At 64.6% G+C, this 19,608-nt stretch carries 17 protein-coding genes and 1 pseudogene; 17 read left to right on the top strand and 1 reads right to left on the bottom strand.

Going from position 1 to position 19,608, the window contains the following annotated elements; genetic code table 11:
- The first annotated feature begins 14 nt into the window (after positions 1–14).
- The 17 genes from murD to nrdR all read left to right on the top strand — a co-directional run bounded on the left by murD (position 15) and on the right by nrdR (position 19,261).
- Positions 15–1,559, top strand: coding sequence for a UDP-N-acetylmuramoyl-L-alanine--D-glutamate ligase (murD, locus tag DVO78_RS15740; protein ID WP_120006283.1), 1,545 nt, complete (start codon positions 15–17; stop codon positions 1,557–1,559).
- Between the two features lie 11 nt (positions 1,560–1,570).
- Positions 1,571–3,040: an FtsW/RodA/SpoVE family cell cycle protein gene (locus DVO78_RS15735; RefSeq protein WP_120006281.1), complete on the top strand. Its 1,470-nt coding sequence runs from the start codon at positions 1,571–1,573 to the stop codon at positions 3,038–3,040.
- A gap of 18 nt (positions 3,041–3,058) precedes the next feature.
- A complete protein-coding gene (locus DVO78_RS15730; RefSeq protein ID WP_120006279.1) occupies positions 3,059–4,150 on the top strand; it encodes a UDP-N-acetylglucosamine--N-acetylmuramyl-(pentapeptide) pyrophosphoryl-undecaprenol N-acetylglucosamine transferase in 1,092 nt (363 codons plus the stop codon).
- A complete protein-coding gene (gene murC, locus DVO78_RS15725; RefSeq protein WP_120006277.1) occupies positions 4,147–5,547 on the top strand; it encodes a UDP-N-acetylmuramate--L-alanine ligase in 1,401 nt (466 codons plus the stop codon). Before DVO78_RS15730 ends, murC begins: the two co-directional genes overlap by 4 nt.
- Complete coding sequence (locus DVO78_RS15720; RefSeq protein WP_120006275.1) at positions 5,544–6,305, top strand: cell division protein FtsQ/DivIB; 762 nt, start codon at positions 5,544–5,546, stop codon at positions 6,303–6,305. The genes murC and DVO78_RS15720 overlap by 4 nt, the downstream gene beginning before the upstream one ends.
- Positions 6,306–6,350: 45 nt before the next feature.
- Entirely contained in the window at positions 6,351–7,985 is a 1,635-nt protein-coding gene (locus DVO78_RS15715; RefSeq protein WP_120006273.1) for an N-6 DNA methylase, read from the top strand.
- Between the two features lie 151 nt (positions 7,986–8,136).
- A complete protein-coding gene (locus DVO78_RS15710) occupies positions 8,137–8,376 on the top strand; it encodes a hypothetical protein (RefSeq protein ID WP_157984085.1) in 240 nt (79 codons plus the stop codon).
- Between the two features lie 341 nt (positions 8,377–8,717).
- On the top strand, positions 8,718–9,917 hold the full coding sequence (gene ftsZ / locus DVO78_RS15705; protein WP_120006269.1) for a cell division protein FtsZ: 1,200 nt from the start codon (positions 8,718–8,720) through the stop codon (positions 9,915–9,917).
- A 90-nt stretch (positions 9,918–10,007) separates the two neighbouring features.
- Positions 10,008–10,757 (top strand): purine nucleoside phosphorylase YfiH/LACC1 family protein, encoded by a 750-nt coding sequence (locus DVO78_RS15700; protein WP_120006267.1) that lies wholly within the window; start codon positions 10,008–10,010, stop codon positions 10,755–10,757.
- Positions 10,758–10,767: 10 nt separating this feature from the next.
- On the top strand, positions 10,768–11,529 hold the full coding sequence (locus tag DVO78_RS15695) for a YggS family pyridoxal phosphate-dependent enzyme (protein WP_120006265.1): 762 nt from the start codon (positions 10,768–10,770) through the stop codon (positions 11,527–11,529).
- Between the two features lie 48 nt (positions 11,530–11,577).
- Positions 11,578–12,210, top strand: a complete 633-nt coding sequence (locus DVO78_RS15690; protein WP_120006263.1) for a cell division protein SepF — start codon at positions 11,578–11,580, stop codon at positions 12,208–12,210.
- 19 nt (positions 12,211–12,229) lie between these two features.
- Positions 12,230–12,517 carry a YggT family protein gene (locus DVO78_RS15685; protein ID WP_120006261.1) on the top strand — a complete coding sequence of 96 codons (288 nt, stop codon included), beginning with the start codon at positions 12,230–12,232 and terminating at the stop codon, positions 12,515–12,517.
- A 137-nt stretch (positions 12,518–12,654) separates the two neighbouring features.
- Positions 12,655–13,590, top strand: coding sequence for a DivIVA domain-containing protein (locus tag DVO78_RS15680; protein ID WP_120006259.1), 936 nt, complete (start codon positions 12,655–12,657; stop codon positions 13,588–13,590).
- A 14-nt stretch (positions 13,591–13,604) separates the two neighbouring features.
- Positions 13,605–14,183 carry a signal peptidase II gene (gene lspA, locus DVO78_RS15675; protein ID WP_202912219.1) on the top strand — a complete coding sequence of 193 codons (579 nt, stop codon included), beginning with the start codon at positions 13,605–13,607 and terminating at the stop codon, positions 14,181–14,183.
- Complete coding sequence (locus tag DVO78_RS15670; RefSeq protein WP_120006257.1) at positions 14,180–15,148, top strand: RluA family pseudouridine synthase; 969 nt, start codon at positions 14,180–14,182, stop codon at positions 15,146–15,148. Before lspA ends, DVO78_RS15670 begins: the two co-directional genes overlap by 4 nt.
- Before the next feature lie 41 nt (positions 15,149–15,189).
- Positions 15,190–18,672: a DNA polymerase III subunit alpha gene (dnaE, locus tag DVO78_RS15665; protein ID WP_120006348.1), complete on the top strand. Its 3,483-nt coding sequence runs from the start codon at positions 15,190–15,192 to the stop codon at positions 18,670–18,672.
- An 88-nt stretch (positions 18,673–18,760) separates the two neighbouring features.
- Entirely contained in the window at positions 18,761–19,261 is a 501-nt protein-coding gene (gene nrdR, locus DVO78_RS15660) for a transcriptional regulator NrdR (protein WP_120006255.1), read from the top strand.
- A 122-nt stretch (positions 19,262–19,383) separates the two neighbouring features.
- On the opposite strand, the pseudogene DVO78_RS15655 reads toward nrdR, so the two are convergent.
- Positions 19,384–19,608, bottom strand: a pseudogene (locus DVO78_RS15655) (IS256 family transposase); the annotation flags it as partial.

Here is a 19,608-nt window from a genome sequence, read left to right as displayed (position 1 = left end):
GGGGTGCTCACGCAGTGAGTGAGCTTCCGCATCTGCGCGGTTGGGACGGCCCTTGGGCCGGCCTGCGCGTGCTGGTCACCGGCTTCGGGGTGACCGGCTTCTCCGCCGCGGACACCCTCGCCGAGCTGGGCGCTCAGGTGGTGGTCGTCGACGGAGATGAGACTCAGAAGAAGAACGACGACGCCGCCACCCTCACCACCATGTGGGGCGAGTATTTCAAGATCCGCTTCGGAGAGGCGGCCACCGGTACCATCGAACACTTCAGGGCTGGTTCCGGCGGCGGGGAGACCCCCGACCTCATTGTCACGTCCCCTGGATGGCGGCCGGACTCACCGATCATGCGACAGGCCGCTGAGGCTGGGATCCCGGTCTGGTCTGACATCCAGCTCGCCCGCCGGCTCGGGCCCCGGCCCGGGGCTGATGGCACAGCGACCAGAGAGCCCCAGTGGCTGGTGCTCACCGGCACCAACGGCAAGACCACCACCGTGACGCTGCTGGAGGCCATGCTCACCGCTGACGGCAGGCGAGCGGTGGCCTGCGGCAATATCGGCCTCCCCATTTTGGACGCTGTCCGGGACCCGGCCGGCTATGACGCCCTGGTGGTGGAGCTCTCCAGCTTCCAGCTGCACTACACCGAGCCGCTGAACCCCTGGGCCGCCGCTGTGCTCAACATCGCCGAGGACCATGTGGACTGGCACGGCGGACAGGCGGGCTATCGGGCCGATAAGGCCAAGATCTTCGAACAGACGGAGATCGCGTGCATCTACAACGCCGAGGATGCAGCGACTGAGCAGATGGTGGCTGAGGCCGATGTGGTCGACGGCGCACGGGCCATCGGATTCACCACCGGGACACCGGATGTCTCCATGCTCGGCCTGGTCCGTTCCGAGGACGGCAGCGACATCCTGGTGGACAGGGCGTTCCTGGACAATCGTCGGCACCAGGCACTGGAGCTGGCCACCCGTGCCGACTTCGGAGAGCTCGCCCCGAAGCATCTGGTGGCCAATGCGCTGGCCGCCGCGGCACTGGCCCGGGCCGCAGGGGCAGCCCCTGAGTCGGTACGGCAGGCGATCCGCGGCTACCGGCCGGCAGAGCATCGCATCCAACCGGTGGCCCATGCAGACGATGTGCTATGGATCAACGACACCAAGGCGACCAACCCCCATGCCGCAGCCGCCTCATTGAGCAGCTTCACCGATGTGGTGTGGATTGCCGGAGGCCTTTCCAAAGGCGTTGACTACGACCCGCTGATCAAACAGGTCGCCCCACGGCTGAGGCATGTGATCCTCATTGGCACAGACACTTCCCAGCTGCGTTCCAGCCTTGAGCGACACGCCCCCCAGGTGCCGGTGACATCAGCAGGCGGCGGAGATGATGGAGTCGCGGCAATGCGCGGCGCAGTCGAGACAGCGGACCAACACGCCCAGCCCGGGCAGGCGGTGGTGCTGGCACCGGCCGCGGCGTCGATGGATCAGTTCGCCTCCTACATGGAGCGCGGCGAAGCCTTCATCGAAGCAGTGACCACATTGATGCAGCGCAAAGGATTCTCGGCCCAGTAGGGAGGACCAGCATGGACAAGCGGGCACCACGCCTCCCCACCTCCCTCCTGAGCCCACCGAGCGCAGACTCGCCCGAGGCGGCCCATGAGCTGCCAGCAGAGCAGAGCAACGGTGAGATCCGTGCCGCCGGCGGGGCCAGCACTGAACAGCCCACCGGGGAGATCACGCGCCAGCACCTCAGCCTGGTTGAAGGCCGCGAGCCCTCCGACGGCTCTGCAGGCAGGGCGTGGAAAGCCCAGCGCGCTGCGGCCCGTGCCGAGAGGGTCAAAACGTTCTGGCGCATCTTCGAAGGGGGTAACCCCTATACCAACTACTGGCTGGTGCTGGGCGCCACCATCGCCCTTGCCGCCTTCGGGCTGACCATGGTGCTCTCCTCCACCTCGGTCGAAAGCGGAGGCCAAGCCTTCACCACGGCGACCAGACAAGCAGTCTGGGCCGGCGTCGGGCTGGTGGGCATGTTGGTTCTGACCCTGGTCCCCACCCGCTGGCTGGGCTGGATCGGCTGGGCGTCGATGATCGTCGCCGGGGTCCTGCTGGCTTTGGTGGTGTTCTCTCCATGGGGGCATACCGCAGGCGGTTCCACCAACTGGCTGAGGATCGGCCCGGTCCAGGGCCAGCCCTCCGAGGTGGCCAAGCTTGCGCTGGTTCTCTGGGGTGCCTCTGTGCTGGCTCGCAAGGGCAGGCTGGTCACCCAGTTCACCCATTGGATGATGCCCTTCGTGGCTCCCGGTGCGCTCTCGGTGCTTGTGCTGATTCTCGCAGGCGGTGACCTGGGCACCAGCATCGTCATCATCGTCATGGTCGGCGCCATGCTCTTCGCCGCTGGAGTCGGCATCCGCTGGTTCATGCTTGCGGGCACGCTCGCCGTCGGCGCAGTGGCGCTGCTGATGTGGCTCACTCCCTACCGCATGATGCGCGTCTACGCCTGGCTGGGCATGAACTGCGACCACCCCACTCAGCCCTGCTACCAGACCGATCAGGGTCTCTACGCTCTGGCCTCTGGCGGGTTCTGGGGCGTGGGACTGGGTCAGTCGCGCCAGAAGTGGGACTACATCCCCGCGGTCCACAACGACTTCATCTTCACCATCATCGGCGAGGAACTGGGCCTGCTGGGTGCGGTCACCGTGCTCGGACTCTTTGCTGTGCTGGTCGTGGGGATCTTCCGGGTAGCCAACGGGGTCACCGCAGACGACCACCACGGTCGCTTCGTCAAACTGGTCTGCATGGGGATCATCGCCTGGCTGGTCTGCCAGGCGTTCATCAACATTGCCATGGTGACAGGTCTCATCCCGGTGGTCGGGGTTCCGCTGCCGTTCATCTCCCACGGCGGATCGGCGCTGGCCTGTTCGCTGCTAGCCGTCGGGGTAATCCTCAACTTTGCCCGGCGGCAGCGCCTGGAGGCTCGAACGCCGAAGCGACGCAGGAAGAAGACTCCCAGGCGGTCTACACTGGCACCGCTGCACAAGACCGCCCGCGCCTGAACCATGCAAAGGAACCACATGACAGCTGCCACCGTCGTCCTCGCCGGCGGAGGAACTGCCGGACACATCAGTCCCATGCTCGCCATCGCCGCTGCCATCAGACGGCTGGACTCCACAGCCGCGCAATCGATGATCGGCACCGCAGCCGGGTTGGAGACCCGCCTGGTCCCCGAGGCCGGCTACGAGCTCGATCTCATTGAGAAGGTTCCCTTCCCGCGCCGTCCCGGCCGTGCTGCGCTGAGCTTCCCCTCCCGGTTCGGGCAGGCGACAGCGGAGGCTGAGTCAATCCTGACACGCAGGGGCGTCGATGCGGTCCTCGGCGTCGGCGGGTACGTCTGCCCGCCAGTGTACCGTGCGGCGAAGAAACTCGGCCTCCCCGTGGTGGTCCATGAGGCCAATGCCCGTCCGGGGCTGGCCAATCGGCTCGGCGCCCGCACAGCGAAGTTCGTGGGAACCGCCTTCCCGGACACGCCGCTGAAAGGCGCAGTGCATGTGGGCATGCCGATGTCCCAGGACATCTCCCAGCTGGACCGTGAGTCGCTGCGCAGCCGCGCCCGCCAGGAGCTCGGCCTGGACCCGGAGCGCACCACCCTGGTGATCACCGGGGGCTCCTCGGGAGCGCTGAACCTGAACACGGCAGTCGCCGAGGCGCTGGAGGACCTGCTGAGCACCGGGGCCCAAGTGCTACACCTGACCGGCGGTGACAAGCAGGTGCGTGACAGTTCGGGCGAGCTGCTGACCACTCCGGGGTACCTCCAGCGCGAATACCTCGACGGTATGCACCTGGCCTACGCCGCGGCAGACCTGATCGTGGCCCGGGCTGGGGCGGCGACCGTGTGTGAGGTGGCCGCCGTCGGTCTGCCGGCAGTCTTTGTTCCGCTGCCTGTCGGCAACGGGGAGCAGGAGCTCAACGCCCGCAGCCTGGTCGAGGCAGGAGGAGCGCTGTTGGTCAAAGACGAACACTTCACCCGCGACTGGATGGGACGGAACATTCTGCCGCTGCTGGAGGATCCACGGCTACTGGCCACTATGCAGCAGCACTCGGCCTCCTCAGGCATCACCGACGCCGATGAGCGTATGGCCCATGCTGTGCTGGAGGCAGCTCGGTGAGCGGCCTGGACAGCCTTGGGAGGGTGCATTTTCTGGGTCTGGCCGGGGTGGGAGTCTCCGCCGTCGCCCGGCTGATGCTCGCCGCCGGGGTACCTATCTCCGGCACCGACGCCAAGGAGCTCCCCGTGCTCGAGGAGTTCCGTGCGGCCGGGGTTCCGGTGCGGGTGGGCTACAGCGGGCAGAACATCGCCTCCGTCGAAGCGGAGACCGGTTCACCGATCACCACCGTGATCGCCTCCTCGGTGGCCACCGCAGGCAATCCCGAGTACGACGCCGCGGCCGCCGCTGGCCTCAGGCTGCTCCACCGCTCCGAGGGCCTAGCCGCCTGTATGGCAGATCACCAGGCCATCGCGGTGGCCGGCACCCACGGCAAGACCACCACCAGCTCGATGGCCGCGATGATGCTCGATGTCGCCGGCTACCAGCCCAGCTTCGCCATTGGCGCCACCGTGGCAGGCTTCGGCACCAACGCCAGGCTCGGTTCGGGCCAGTGGTTCGTGGCCGAGGCCGACGAGTCCGACGGCTCGCTGCTGAACTACACCCCGCAGATCGCGGTGGTGACCAACGTCGAGCCCGATCACCTGGACCACTACGGCACTGCCGAAGCTGTGGAACAGGTCTTCATCGACTTCACCGAACGGATTCGGCCCACTGGGGCGCTGGTGCTCTGCCTGGACGACGCCGGAGCACGCGCCCTGCTGCAGAAGGTGCGTGAACCCTTAGCGGCCCGCGAGGTCCGCATCCTCACCTACGGCACCACCGCAGAGGCGGATCTGCGGGTCTCAGAGATCACCCCGGAGGGTACGGGGCTGACTGCCACACTGCACTGGCCCGGCCACTCTCCATGGCCCCTGGAGCTTCCCTCGTCCCCGGGTGAGCACAACGCCCTCAACGCCACAGCCGCAGTGGGCGCCGGCCTGGCCGCCGGGCTCGGCCTCTCCGAGGCTGCCGGAGCGCTGGCGTGGTTCCGGGGTTCCTCCCGGCGCTTTGAGCTCACAGGCGAGGCCAACGGCGTGCGGGTCATCGACGACTACGCGCACCATCCCACCGAGGTGGCCGCGGTGCTCAGTGCTGCCCAGGGCGCGGCCTCAGGACGTGTCCACGCGGTGTTCCAGCCGCATCTGTTCAGCCGCACTCGTGACTTCTCCGCTGAGTTCGGGCAGGCGCTGAACGCTGCCGACACAGCTGTGGTCCTGGAGATCTACCCGGCCCGTGAGAAACCGATCGCCGGGGTGAGCGCGCATCTGCTGGGCCATCCGGTGCTCAGCCGCTCTGAAGCCGTAGCGGCTGTTGTCGCGGCCGCTGAGCCCGGAGACATGGTGCTGACCTTGGGCGCAGGCGACGTCACTGCCTTGGCGCCGCAGATTCTCACCGCCCTCCAGGAGTCCACCGGGTGAGTGCCGGCACTGAAACGGCTCTGGAGTTCCCCGAGCCGGAGGTGACCAGGGTGACCAGGCGCCGTCGTCGAGCCCTGACGGCCCTTGGCGCGGCCCTCGCCGTCCTGCTGGGACTGGTGGCCACCCTCTACTTCTCCCCGCTGCTTCCGCTGCGCAGCATTGAGCTCCAGGGCAATGAGCTGCTGACCGATCAGCGTGCCGATGAGCTGCTGGCCGACCTCTACGGGGAGCCGGTGGCCCAGGTCAGCAGCGGCGCCGTCAGGCAGCGGCTGGAGCAGGAGAACGTGGTCGCCGATGTCTCTGCCTACATCGAGCTGCCGGACACCCTGCACGTGGAGGTCATGGAGCACCCACCGGTGGCGGAGGTTCACCAAGACTCAGACGTGCTGCTGTTCTCCGAGCACGGTGAGGTGATACGGACCTTCGCCGGTGCTGAGCAGCTGGAGGCCGGTGACTATGCGACCCCGGAGATCTCCTCCGAAGCCGCTTTGCAGGATGAGGCAGTTTTCGGCACCATCGTCTCTGTGCTGGGCCAGCTGCCTGAGGAGGCACGGTCGCAGCTGGACTCGGCCACTGCGGACTCCATCGATTCGGTCCAGCTGGAACTGGGCGATGGGCGCACCATCGTCTGGGGCTCCGATGAGCGTGGGGAGGAGAAGGCTGCTGTGCTCCAGGCAATCCTCGGCTCCGAGGAGCAGGACTTTCAGGAGGCGTCGACCATCGACATCTCCACGCCCTCGACTCCGGTGACCCGGTGAGCCGCAATCCGTGGTGTCCGCGGCGGTCGTTAGAGTGAAGTCGCCATGAAGCTGAAAGCCGACCAGACCTATGACAAGCTGCGCGGGGGGTACTACACCCCCGCTGCGGTCGCGCGATTTCTCACCACGTGGGCGCTGGCTGAGGGTGCCCAATCCGTGCTTGAGCCCAGCTGCGGGGACGGGGCGTTCTTCCATCAGGTGATGTCCGTGGACCCGCCGCCTGAGATTGTTCACGGCGTGGAGCTGGACCCCGACGAAGCCCAGCGCGCTCAAGCAGTGTTGGGCGAGGAGACGCCCCAACGTCGGGTATTCACCATGGACTTTCTCCAGTTTGCCGACCAAGCAGACCAACCCAGCTATGACGCCGTGGTGGGCAACCCTCCGTACATCCGCTACCAGTTCCTCAGCACGGAAACTCAGGAACTCGCCAGAGTCCTGTATGCAAGGCATGGACTGCCTTTCACCAAGCACCTCAATGCGTGGGCCCCGTTTGTCATTGACAGCCTCGACAGGCTGAAGCCGGGTGGCCGCCTGGCCATGGTCATCCCTGCAGAGCTGCTCAATGTCATTCATGCTGGTGGTCTTCGGCAGTTCCTGCTGCAGCAGTGCGCCCACGTGCTGGTCATAGAGCCCCAGCAGCTCATCTTCGAGGAGGCGCTGCAGGGGACGGTGCTGCTCATGGCGGTGAAGCGGCATGTCCACTCTTCCGAGGACTGCGCTCTGAGCATCCGCCACGAGCCCACCCATGACTTCTTGGGTGTGGACCCTTCAGCGATGTTCAGGGCCCAGCCCTTCATGCCCACTGCGGCGTCGCCGTCGAAGTGGATGCAGGCACTGCTCAGTCATGATGAGCAGGCCGCATACGCGCGAATCCTGGGGCTGCCGCAGATGAGAAAGTTCCATGAGCTGGCCGAGGTCTCTGTGGGCATCGTGACCGGAGCGAATAAGTTCTTCCTGGTGCCCGACAGTGTCGTGGAGGAGTATGACCTCCACGAGTTCGCTCATGCGATGTTCGGCCGGAGCAATCATGTTCCGGGGATCGTTTATGACCGCGCAGTGCATGAAACCAACGCCAGCCGCGGATCGACGACCAATTTTCTACGATTCGGCGCTGTTCCTTTTGGCGAACTCCCTTCAGGCGCGCAGCGGTACATTCTCGAAGGTGAGCGCCAGGGCCTGCACGAGCGCTACAAGTGCAGGATACGTACACCGTGGTACGACGTGCCTTCGGTGTGGTCCACCGCGCTGGGATTACTGAAGCGTTCGCACATTGTGCCCCGACTCATCGTCAACGACGCCGGTGCCTACACCACAGACACCGCATACCGGATACGTGCCCGCGGCGACGCGGTGTCCCTGGCCGGAGGTTTCCTCAACTCCGTCACCGCGTTGGGAGCGGAGATGGCAGGGCGCAGCTACGGAGGAGGAGTGCTGGAGCTGGTGCCCTCAGAGATCCGCACACTGCCGGTGCCGGAGGTAGTGGTCACGCGGGAGGAACTGGCGCACCTGGACAGTCGTCTGCGTGCCCGTGATCCGGTGGAGGATCTGCTGGTGGAGCGCAGCCGCCTGCTGCTTTGTGAGGGTTTGGGTGCTGAGGTCGGCGATGTTGTGCGGGTTCACCGGGCATGGGGCCGGCTGATGGCCCGGCGATTACGGTCTCCGAGCGGACTGGAAGAATGACGGTTCCTCCACCTACCCCGACTACACGATACGAGCACAGGGCCCACCCTGATTCTTCCTTGAGGCGGCGCAGTCTTCGGTGAATGTCTGTGCCAGACGTCCTTCCATCCGACAAGCACGGCAGTCCGGCTTTTCCGCACAGCATCCGATCGTGGTGCTGAGGAATTGTCGGCAGCTCAACGATGCCGTTCAGACGATCCTGCGATCCGCTACGACCGAACCGGAATCGCTGGAGGAGTTCATCTCGTCTCCGGGAGAGCCGGTGAGCCTGGAGGCAGGCACCCCACATGCTCCCGGTGGGGCCTTGGTGGTCCCGTCCAACACGGTGCAGCGGGCTGTCCTTGAAGCACTCACCGACATGTCCACGCCGTCGACTCCGGTTGCCAGGTGAGTCCAGCTGGCGCAGGTATGGTGGTCGGGACAACTGAACAGCAGCACTCCAACGCAGGCCGCACCCCCGGTCGGCTAAGGTTCAAGCTCAACTTGAACCTTGCTGGCGGTGGAGGCGGAACAGAAGAATGACCCTGTCACGAAGACTCCCGGCCGGTCACAGGCAAGCCATTGACGGCGTCGACAGTGCTTGAGCCTCCCGAGGCAACCGCGAACTGCCTCGGTAGGCATCGGACACACTGGAGACGGGGAAGACAGTGAGGAGTCGTTCTTCGGCATCGCTCACCGGCGGGGGTCTTCGTGCACCTGTGACTTCATTCAAGAGCTAAGGGACATACTCACGTGGCAACACCGAACAACTACCTAGCCGTGATCAAGGTCGTCGGCATCGGCGGTGGCGGCGTCAACGCTGTCAACCGGATGATCGAAGTCGGCCTGCGCGGCGTGGAGTTCATCGCCATCAACACCGACGCCCAGGCACTGCTGATGTCAGACGCTGACGTCAAGCTCGATGTGGGGCGGGAGCTGACCCGCGGTCTGGGAGCTGGCGCCAACCCAGAGGTGGGCCGCCAGGCCGCTGAGGATCACACCGAGGAGATCGAGGAAGTGCTGCGCGGGGCCGATATGGTCTTCGTCACCGCTGGTGAGGGCGGTGGAACCGGCACCGGCGGCGCTCCCGTGGTCGCCAGGATCGCCCGCAGCCTCGGCGCGCTGACCATCGGTGTGGTCACCCGCCCGTTCACCTTCGAGGGCCGACGCCGCGCCACCAGCGCCGACACCGGCATCGAGGCGCTGCGCGACGAGGTCGACACCCTGATCGTGATCCCCAACGACCGTCTGCTGTCCATCTCGGACAAGAACGTCTCGGTCCTGGACGCCTTCCGCTCCGCCGACCAGGTGCTGCTCTCCGGCGTGCAGGGCATCACCGACCTGATCACCACCCCGGGCCTGATCAACCTGGACTTCGCCGACGTGAAGTCGGTGATGCAGGGTGCGGGCTCCGCACTGATGGGCATCGGCTCGGCCAATGGTGAGGACCGCGCGGTCAAGGCCGCCGAGCTGGCGATCGCCTCCCCGCTGCTGGAGGCGAGCATCGATGGCGCCCACGGCGTGCTGCTGTCCATCCAGGGCGGTTCCGATCTGGGCCTCTTCGAGATCAACGAGGCCGCCCGCTTGGTCCAGGAGGTGGCCCACCCCGAAGCCAACATCATCTTCGGCGCGGTGATCGACGACGCCCTGGGTGACGAGGCCCGGGTGACCGTGATCGCCGCCGGCTTCGACCAGCCCGATGTGACCTCCAAACCGGCAGCCCCAGCGGCGCCGGCCAGGCCCGAGCGCACGTCCTCACCGGTGGCGCCGGTGGCAGGTGCCACTGCCGGAGGCTATGCCTCCACGGCCGGTTCCCAGGACACCTCCCCGCAGGAACGTGTCACCGCAGGCTCAGGTGCAGAGGCGGGCGAAGAGGAGCTTCCCGAGATCGTGGAGTCCGACTACACCGGCAAGAACGACGACGACCTCGACGTTCCCGACTTCCTGAAGTAAATGCTCTGCGTCTTCACGCGCCCGCCCGCATCTGTCATGCCAGTATCGGGTTTTCATGCAGCTATAGAGCCGCGATAACCCAACAGGCCCATGAAAACCGAAGCAGGACGGGAAACGTTGGGCACCTTCTGGTGGCGCGGCGAGCATGAGGGTGTGCAACTGGGCTTCACGTCGGTTGAGGCTGGGAATCTTGGCACGCATGTGGGAGACCCCGACCACGCTGCGGCGAACCGTGGCCGCCTAGAGGCGCATCTCGGTCTGGAATCAGGCGCGCTGCACTTTCTGAACCAGGTGCACTCGGCTGATCTGGCGGATGCCGATGCTCAGCGAGCCGACTCTGAGGCGCCGACGGCAGATGCGTGGGTCAGCGTAGAGGGTGCGCCGATCGCCCTGCTGGTGGCTGACTGCCTGCCGGTGCTTTTAGTGGGTTCCGGGCCGCAAGGTCTCATGGTGACCGCAGCCGCTCACGCTGGACGATCCGGGCTGATCGCCGGAGTCTTGGAAAACACCGTGACTGTTCTGCGCAGCAGGGGAGCAGAGTCCATCTCCGCATGGATCGGCCCCGGTGCCTGTGGTGACTGCTACGAGGTGCCGCAGCAGATGTTCGATGAGCTCACAGCAACCCGGCCCGCCCTGGCGTCGGCCACCAGCTGGGGAACTCCTGCACTGGACCTGCGCGCTGAGGCGGCCACGGTGCTGACCTCAGCCGGCGTCGTCGTGATGAATGAGGCTGCTGGCTGTACGATCGAGGATCCTGCCCTCTTTTCGCATCGCCGCAGCCACCAGACCGGTCAGGCGCAGGGCCGCATCGCCGGCCTGGTGTGGACTCAGCGGCGATAGACTCGTGGTGATGGATTTTTCGACTGGGCTCCGTTCCGCGGCTGAGAACGCTGAGGACCCTCGCACCCGTCAACTGGCGCTGAACCTGGCAGCAGTCCATGAGCGCATCGACCGCGCAGCCCAGGCTGCGGGCCGGGCAGACCGTCCAGAGCTGATCGTGGTGACCAAGTATTTTCCGGCAGCCGACGTGGTGCGCCTCTATGAACTCGGCGTCAGGGACATCGGCGAGAACAAGGACCAGGAGGCTGCCGCCAAGGCCGCCGAGGTGGGTGATATGGGGGGCTTGAGGTGGCACTTCATCGGCCAACTGCAGACCAACAAGGCCAAGTCGGTGGTCCGCTACGCCTCCTCGGTGCACTCGGTTGACCGCCCCAAACTGGTCCGGGCGCTGGGCAATGCGGCCGCCCGCGCAGTGCAGGAGAGCATCCGGAGCCAGCCGCTTGAGGTCCTGCTTCAGGTTGATCTGCGCGATCCGCTCCCTGATGATCAGCGGGGAGGCGCGGCTCCGGAGGCCCTGGGGGACCTTGCCGCTGCGGTGGCCGGCACAGAGCACCTTCAGCTGGCCGGCCTGATGGCGGTGGCGCCGCTGGACTCCGCACCCGAGCCGGCTTTCGAACGGCTTGGCGAGTTGGCTACGTCGTTGTCTCAGGACCATCCGCTGGCCACAGAGATCTCGGCGGGGATGAGCCAGGACCTGGAGGTCGCCGTCAGATATGGCGCGACACGCCTAAGAATCGGGCGAGATGTCCTCGGCGAGCGGCCATACCCCTAGTAGTCTCGACATCGCGACACAACCGAACCTTCCCCAGGAGCGAGAACCATGGCCGGTGCATTCAAGAAAACCATGATCTACCTCGGCTTGGCCGACGGTGATGACTACCACGAGGACAGCTTCGGCAGTGACGAGCGGCCCGCCTCTCGTCATGCAGGTGCCTCAGGCGGTGCTGGCGCTGCCACCCAGACCCGCACCTCAACCAAGACAGCCCAGCAGGCTCCAGCTGTGGTCTCGCTGGCAGACCGCGCCGCGGCGACTGCCGAGCCTGAGCAGAACGAAGGTGGCTCCGTGGGCTCCTACAACCAGACTAACCTCGCGGTGGATCCGGACTACCGGGCACCGGTGACTCCCATCAAGCGTGCCCCCTCATCCCGGGACGAAAGCTCAGAAATGCGAAAGATCACCACTGTTCACCCCCGTTCGTACAACGACGCCAAGATCGTCGGCGAGTCCTTCCGTGAGGACATCCCGGTCATCATGAACGTCACCGAGATGGGGGAGGCAGAGGCTAAGCGTCTGGTGGACTTCGCCGCAGGACTGGTCTTCGGCCTGGGCGGGTCCATCGAGCGCGTCACCAACAAAGTCTTCCTGTTGACGCCGAGGAACGTTGAGGTCCTGGCGGAGGAGAAGGCCGTGGCTGAGCCGGAGACCAGCACCAAGTTCTTCAACCAGAGCTGACCGGGTACCCTAGCTTTCTGTGGACCTTTTCACTGCACCGCTGTACCTGATCCTGACGATCTACCAGTTCGCGCTGATCATCCGGATCATCTTCAACATCACTGAATCCTACGCCCGCCATTGGCGTCCCAAGGGATTGGTGCTGATGCTCGCCATGGGCATCTACACCGTCACCGATCCTCCGCTGCGATGGCTCAATCGCAAGATTCCGCCGCTGAACCTGGGCGGAATCGCCCTGGACATGGCGTTTATCATTGTGTTCCTGGCAGTGATGGTCGCCAAAACGATCATCATCGGGTTCGCCTGATTATGACCCTGGCCAAGACCCCAAATGAAGCCTGACTTGAAGGTTTGGGTCGATGGCGGGAAAGTGGGCTGGGTATCCTGTCCCGCAGAGATGCTATTCCGCCGCAACCGGCCACTGATGATGAGGTGACGCTTCCCATGGCTCTGACGCCTGATGATCTCCTGAACAAAGAGTTTCCGGAGACCAAGTTCCGCCCCGGCTACGACAAGGACGAGGTCGATGACTTCCTCGATGAGGTCGTGGTCGAGTGGCGACGGCTGATCCAGGAGAACGAAGAGCTGCGGGCGGAGGTCAGCACACTGCAGGACCAGCTGGACAGCAGCGACTATGTGGAGCCTGACGAACTCAAGGATGCCGGTCTCTCCGGATATGCGGGAAGCTCCTCAGAGGTCACCGGCACCATCGAGGCCATTGAGGAGGAGGCTGAGCCTGCGCCTGAAGCTCCGGAGGAGCAGGAAGAGCCCCAGGGCGATCCGAACGTCACTGCCTACCCCGAATACGCTCTGGGCACCCGCCCGGCCCAGGAGCGCCCAGCCCCCGAGCCGACAGCCGATCAGCCTGCGGCAGAAGCGGCAGGCGTGCTGGCTATGGCCCAGAAGCTCCACGACCAATATGTGTCCGAGGGTGAGCAGACCCGGGCGGCTTACATCAAGGAGGGCGAGGACACTCGTGCCGCCTATGTTGCCGAGGGCGAGTCCAAGCGTTCCGAACTGATCAACGAGGGTCAGGCCAAGAAGGACGAGCTGATCAGTGACGGCACTGCGCAGCGCACCGAGCTCATTGCGGAGGGTGAGCAGACCCGCTCTGACCTCATCGCCGAGGGCGAGTCCAAGCGTACTGAACTCATCACAGACGCTGAGACTCGTGCGGAGTCCATGATCGAGGAGGCTGAGCTGACCTCCACCCGGACCCTCACCGCCCTGGAGAAGAAGAAGGGCGACCTGGAGATGCGGGTCAGTGAGCTCACCGGCTTTGAGCGCGACTACCGCGCCCGGCTCAAGGACTACATCGAGACGCAGCTCAACGAACTCAACTCCAAGGGCAGCATCGAGAAAGAAGCCGCAGGAGAGTAGGTAGACTATCGGGGATGTCCGAATCCTCGAAGAGAACCCCAACACGCAGGACCGCGATCCTCCTGGCAACAGGAGTCGCGGTCTTCGCGTTTGCCCTCGACCAGGGCACAAAGCTCTGGGTCGAGGCCACTATGGAGATTGGCCAGCAGATTGATGTGCTGCCCCCGGTGCTGTATTGGCGGTACCACCTCAACCCTGGGGCGGCGTTCTCCATGGGAACCGACTACACCTGGGTCTTCACCATCATTCAGGCCACAGTGCTGTGCCTCGGGGTCTTCTACGCCCGGCGCCTCGGCGGCTCCTGGCTCTGGGCGCTGGGGCTGGGCGGGCTGATCGGCGGGGTCGCCGGCAATCTCACCGACAGGCTATTCCGGGCACCGTCACTGGTGGCAGGCCAGTTCGAACAATTCGGCCAAGGGCATGTGGTGGACATGATCGCGGTGCCGCACTTCGCCATCTTCAACGTGGCCGACTCCTTCATCGTCTGCTCCATCATCGGCCTGTGCCTGATGATGCTCTTCGGCCTGAACGTCGACGGCACCCGGGAGAAGAAGCCGGCGAAGAGGACCGCTGCTGAGGGAGAAGACACATGAGCGGCGGTGCCCCGAAAACGTTCCAGGTGCCGGAGGAACTGGCGGGGAAGCGAGCCGACGCCGTAGTGGCCGGCATATGCGGGGTCTCCCGGACCGAAGCCGCCGGATGGATCGCTGAGGGCAGGGTGACCTGGGCGCAGTACCGCACCCAGGGGCGGTTCGCCGGTGTTCCGGTGAAGAAGTCCGAGAAGCTTGCAGAAGGCGCAGCTGTCGCCGTCGACGAGCCTGAGCCGGTGGACCCAGCGGAGATGAAGGTGGAAGCCGTGCAGGATATGACGCTGCTGTACGAGGACGCCGACATGGTGGCCGTCGACAAGCCGGTGGGTGTAGCCGCCCACCCCTCCCCGGGGTGGCACGGCCCCACGGTGATCGGCGGACTGCTGGCCTCCGGGGTGGAGATCGCCACGTCAGGGGCGCAGGAGCGGCGCGGGATCGTGCACCGGCTCGACGTCGGCACCTCCGGGGTCATGGTGGTGGCCAAGACCGAGCAGGCATACAGCGTGCTCAAGAACGCCTTCCGGGACCGGTTGCCGGTCAAGACCTACCACGCCCTGGTCCAAGGGCTGCCGGACCCGCATCAAGGAACCATCGACGCTCCCATCGGGCGGCATCCTGGTCACGACTGGCGTTTCGCCGTGGTCGAGGGGGGGCGTGAGGCACGAACGCACTACCGGCTGATCCAGGCCTACGGCCGGGCCAGTCTGATGGACATCAGCCTGGAGACGGGCCGTACCCATCAGATCCGCGTGCACTTCTCCGCGCTCGGCCATCCCTGCGCCGGTGACCTCACCTATGGGGCTGACCCGAATCTGGCCTCCGACCTGGGGTTGACCCGGCAGTGGCTGCATGCCTATGAGCTGAGCATCGATCACCCGGTCACCGCAGAACAGATGTCCTTCCGCGCCGATTACCCGGCCGACCTGACCGAGGCGATCAAGATCCTGGAACCAGGAGGTCCGCAGTGAGCAGCTCATTCGTCCACCTGCACAACCACACCGAGTACTCCATGCTCGACGGTGCCGCCAAGATTGATGAGCTCTTCGCCCAGACCGCAGAGCTCGGCATGCCGGCGGTGGCGACCACCGACCACGGCTTCATCTTCGGCGCCTACGAGTTCTGGAAAGCCGCCAAAGCCTATGACATCAAGCCGATCATCGGGCTTGAGGCCTATCTGACTCCCGGCACCCACCGCACCGACCGGACCCGGGTGCGCTTCGGTGACGGCGTGGACGATGTCTCCGGAACCGGTGCGTATACCCATATGACCATGTGGGCCGAAAACACCGCAGGTATGCACAATCTGTTCCGGGCCTCCTCGTTGGCCTCCATCGAGGGGTACTTCTACAAGCCGCGCATGGACCGGGAGATCCTCCAGACCTACGGACAAGGCATCATCGCCACCACGGGATGTGCCTCCGGGGAGATCCAGACTCGGCTACGCCAGGGGCAGTTCGACGAGGCCAAGAAGGCTGCCGGCGAGTTCCAGGACATCTTCGGCAAAGACAACTTCTTCTGCGAGATCATGGACCACGGCATCGAGATCGAGCGCCGGGTCCAGACCGAGCTGATGCAGCTGGCCAAGCAGATGAACTTACCCCTGGTGGCCACCAATGACCTCCACTACACCCATGCCCATGACGCAAAGGCCCACGGAGCATTGCTGTGTGTGCAGTCCAACGCCACCCTCGATGATCCCAAGCGGTTCAAGTTCGATTCCGAGGAGTTCTACCTCAAGTCCGCCGCACAGATGCGCGAACTCTTCCGGGATTACCCGGAGGCTTGCGACAACACCCTGCTGATCGCCGAGCGCTGCCAGGTGGAGTTCAACGAATCAGCTTCCTATATGCCCCGGTTCCCAGTCCCGGCGGGAGAATCCGAGGAGTCCTGGTTCATCAAGGAGGTGGAGGCAGGACTGGCCTACCGCTACCCCGGAGGCATTCCGGACGAGGTGCGCAAACAGGCTGAGTACGAGATCGGCGTGATCACGCAGATGGGGTTCCCCAGCTACTTCCTGGTGGTCGCCGACTTCATCAACTGGGCCAAGGAGAACGGCATTCGGGTCGGCCCCGGCCGCGGCTCCGGGGCGGGATCCATGGTGGCCTACGCCATGCGCATCACCGACCTGGACCCGCTGCAGCACGGACTGATCTTCGAGCGGTTCCTGAACCCGGACCGTGTCTCCATGCCCGACTTCGACGTGGACTTCGACGACCGCCGCCGCGGCGAGGTCATCGATTACGTGGTCAAGAAGTACGGTGACGAGCGGGTGGCGATGATCGTCACCTACGGGACCATCAAGTCCAAGCAGGCGCTGAAGGACTCCGCCCGGGTGATGGGCGAGCCCTTCGCCACCGGGGAGCTGCTGACCAAAGCGATGCCCCCGGACGCCCAGGGCAAGCCGATGCCCTTGGGCGACATCTTCGACTCTGACTCCAAGCGTTACGTCGAGGCCGGTGAGATGCGCGAGACGGTCGAGGGCGACCCCCGGCTGAAGGAGATCTTCGACCTGGCCACTGGCCTGGAGGGGCTCAAACGTCAGTGGGGAGTGCACGCCGCCGGCGTGATCATGTCCTCCGACCCGCTGATCGACATCATTCCGCTGATGAAGCGTGAGCAGGACGGCGCGATCATCACCCAGTTCGATTACCCCACCTGCGAAACCCTGGGCCTGATCAAGATGGACTTCCTCGGGCTGAGGAATCTCACGATCATCTCCGACGCCCTGGAGAACGTGAAGCAGAACAAGGGCGTGAAGATTGACCTGGAGACCCTGGAGCTCAATGACAAGGCCTCCTACGAGCTGCTGGCCAGTGGCAAGACTCTGGGGGTCTTCCAGCTTGACGGCTCAGGACTACAGTCTCTGCTGAAGGCGATGAAGCCCGACAATTTCGAGGACATCTCCGCGACAATTGCCCTGTACCGACCGGGACCGATGGGGGCAGACAGCCACACCAACTATGCCAAGCGGAAGAATGGGCAGCAGGAGGTCACGCCCATCCACCCAGAGCTAGAGGAGTCTCTTGGAGACATCCTGGACACTACCTACGGGCTGATCATTTACCAGGAGCAGGTCATGGCGATCGCCCAGAGGGTAGCCGGCTACAGCCTGGGCCAGGCCGATATTCTGCGCCGGGCCATGGGTAAGAAGAAGAAATCCGAGCTGGATAAACAGCAGGCCGGCTTCTTCGGGGGGATGAAGAGCAACGGCTACTCAGAGGAAGCCGCACAGAAGCTCTGGGATATTCTGCTGCCCTTCTCTGACTATGCCTTCAACAAGGCCCACTCGGCCGCCTATGGTCTGGTTGCGTACTGGACCGCTTATCTGAAGGTTCATTACCCGGCGGAGTATATGGCAGCGCTGCTCACGTCCGTGGGCGAGAACCGGGACAAGATGGCGATGTACCTGGCAGAATGCAGGCGCATGGGGATCACGGTCACCCCGCCCTCGATCAATGAGTCGGCACTGACCTTCACCCCGGTCGGTGATGACACCATCCGCTTCGGCATGGGGGCGATCCGCAATGTGGGAGCCAACGTGGTGAACGGCATCGTGGAGGCCCGCCAGGAGAAGGGCAGCTACACCTCCTTCGCCGACTTCTTCAAGAAGGTGCCCGCCCAGGTCTGCAATAAGCGCACCATCGACTCGCTGGTCAAGGCCGGCGGCTTCGATGAGCTTCAGCACACTCGCCGTTCTCTGGTGACTATCCACGAGATGGCGGTGGACCAGGCGGTGAAGCAGAAGAAGGAGTCCGAGCAGTATGAGACGGACATCTTTGGGGCCTTCGCCGAGGCTGAGGGCGGTGCAGGTGAGTTTGAGACGGTCCGCGTCCCCGAGCTGCCCGAGTATGAGAAGAAGGACAAGCTGAACTTCGAGCGGGAGATGCTCGGCCTCTACGTCTCCGACCATCCGCTCTCCGGAATGGAGCGTACTCTGGCCACCCATGCCGAGCGCTCTGTGACCAGTGTGCTCAGCGAGGAGGGGCCGCCCGACGGCGCCACGGTCACTATCTGCGGCATGATCACCTCATTGGCCCGGAAGATCGCCAAGTCCGGCAATCCCTATGCCCGGGCTGATGTCGAGGACCTGGTTGGGAGCATCGAGGTGATGTTCTTCGGCAAGACCTATCAAGCGGTGTCGATGGTGCTGGCCGAGGACCTCATCGTCGCCGTCAAAGGGCAGGTGGACCGCCGGGATGACGGGGGAGTGGTGCTCAAAGCCATGGACGTCACCGTTCCCGAGATCACCGAGGACGGCGCCGCCGGCCCAGTGGTGGTCTCGATGCCGGCCCAGAAGGCCACCGAGAAGGTCGTGACAGAGCTCGGCTCCACGCTTCAGGCCCATCGTGGCGCCTCGGATGTGCACATCAGGCTGGTCACCGGAGAGAAAGCCGAGGTGATGCGGCTCGGCAGTGCGTATCAGGTCACTCCGTCCCCAGCCCTGTACGGTGACCTCAAGGTGCTGCTGGGACCGTCATGCCTGGAAATCTGACTGCTTCACCACTAGATATAGAAGCTGTGAGCTTGTTCGGCACAATATGTAGTGGATAGACTGGTGCTTGGGGAGAGGAGGCCCGCATATGTTCTGTCCGTACTGCCGCCACGACTCATCGCGAGTGGTGGACTCCAGGACCTTGGAGGACGGCTCGGGGATTCGCCGCCGTAGGCAGTGCCCGCAGTGCTCAAAGCGCTTCACCACAGTAGAGACCACCAGCTTGAGCGTCATCAAACGTTCCGGTGCCGCCGAGCCCTTTGACCGGTCGAAAGTCATCAACGGCGTGCGCAAGGCCTGTCAGGGGCGTCCGGTCACCGCCGATGACCTTGCGATGCTCGCCCAGGAGGTCGAGGAGGCGGTCCGAGCCTCTGGCAACGCAGAGGTGGACGCCAACGATGTCGGGCTGGCGATCCTCGGGCCGCTCAGACGCTTAGACGTGGTGGCCTATCTGCGCTTCGCCTCCGTCTACCGGGGGTTTGAGAACCTCGATGATTTCGAGTCTGCCGTCCAGGAGCTTCGCCGTGAGGAGCTTGAGCCTGGAGGAGACTCTGCGAAGGTTGTGCAGCCTCGCTTCGGTTTCAGGTAGTATAAACACCACACCGGTGGTGGTCTCTTCAGGGGAAGGTTGAGACCGCCACCGGCTTTTTATGTGGGTAAGCGGCAAGAATGTGGGGTTATAGGCCAGAATGTGTGTATGGTTCGGGCGTGTCATCCTCGTCCTGCCCAGCCTTTCCTGGCCCGGAGGCCTTCCTCGGCTGTAGCTGAGGTGCCGTAGTTTTCGGGGCCGCTTGGCTCTTCTTCTGCGGTGTTCTGCTGGGCTGATTCGGCTGCTTGCCGTTGGCGTCGCTGCAGGATTGTCCAGGGATGGTTGGGGTGTGCGGTGAGGCTGTTGAGCAGCCAGTCTACGGCGGTGCGCGCGTGGACTTCGGGCAT

The organism is Nesterenkonia muleiensis (genome assembly GCF_003600155.1).
In the GTDB taxonomy this organism is placed as follows: domain Bacteria; phylum Actinomycetota; class Actinomycetes; order Actinomycetales; family Micrococcaceae; genus Nesterenkonia; species Nesterenkonia muleiensis.
Note: the sequence above shows the minus strand (reverse complement) of the source record. Positions and strands in the feature narration are given on the sequence as shown.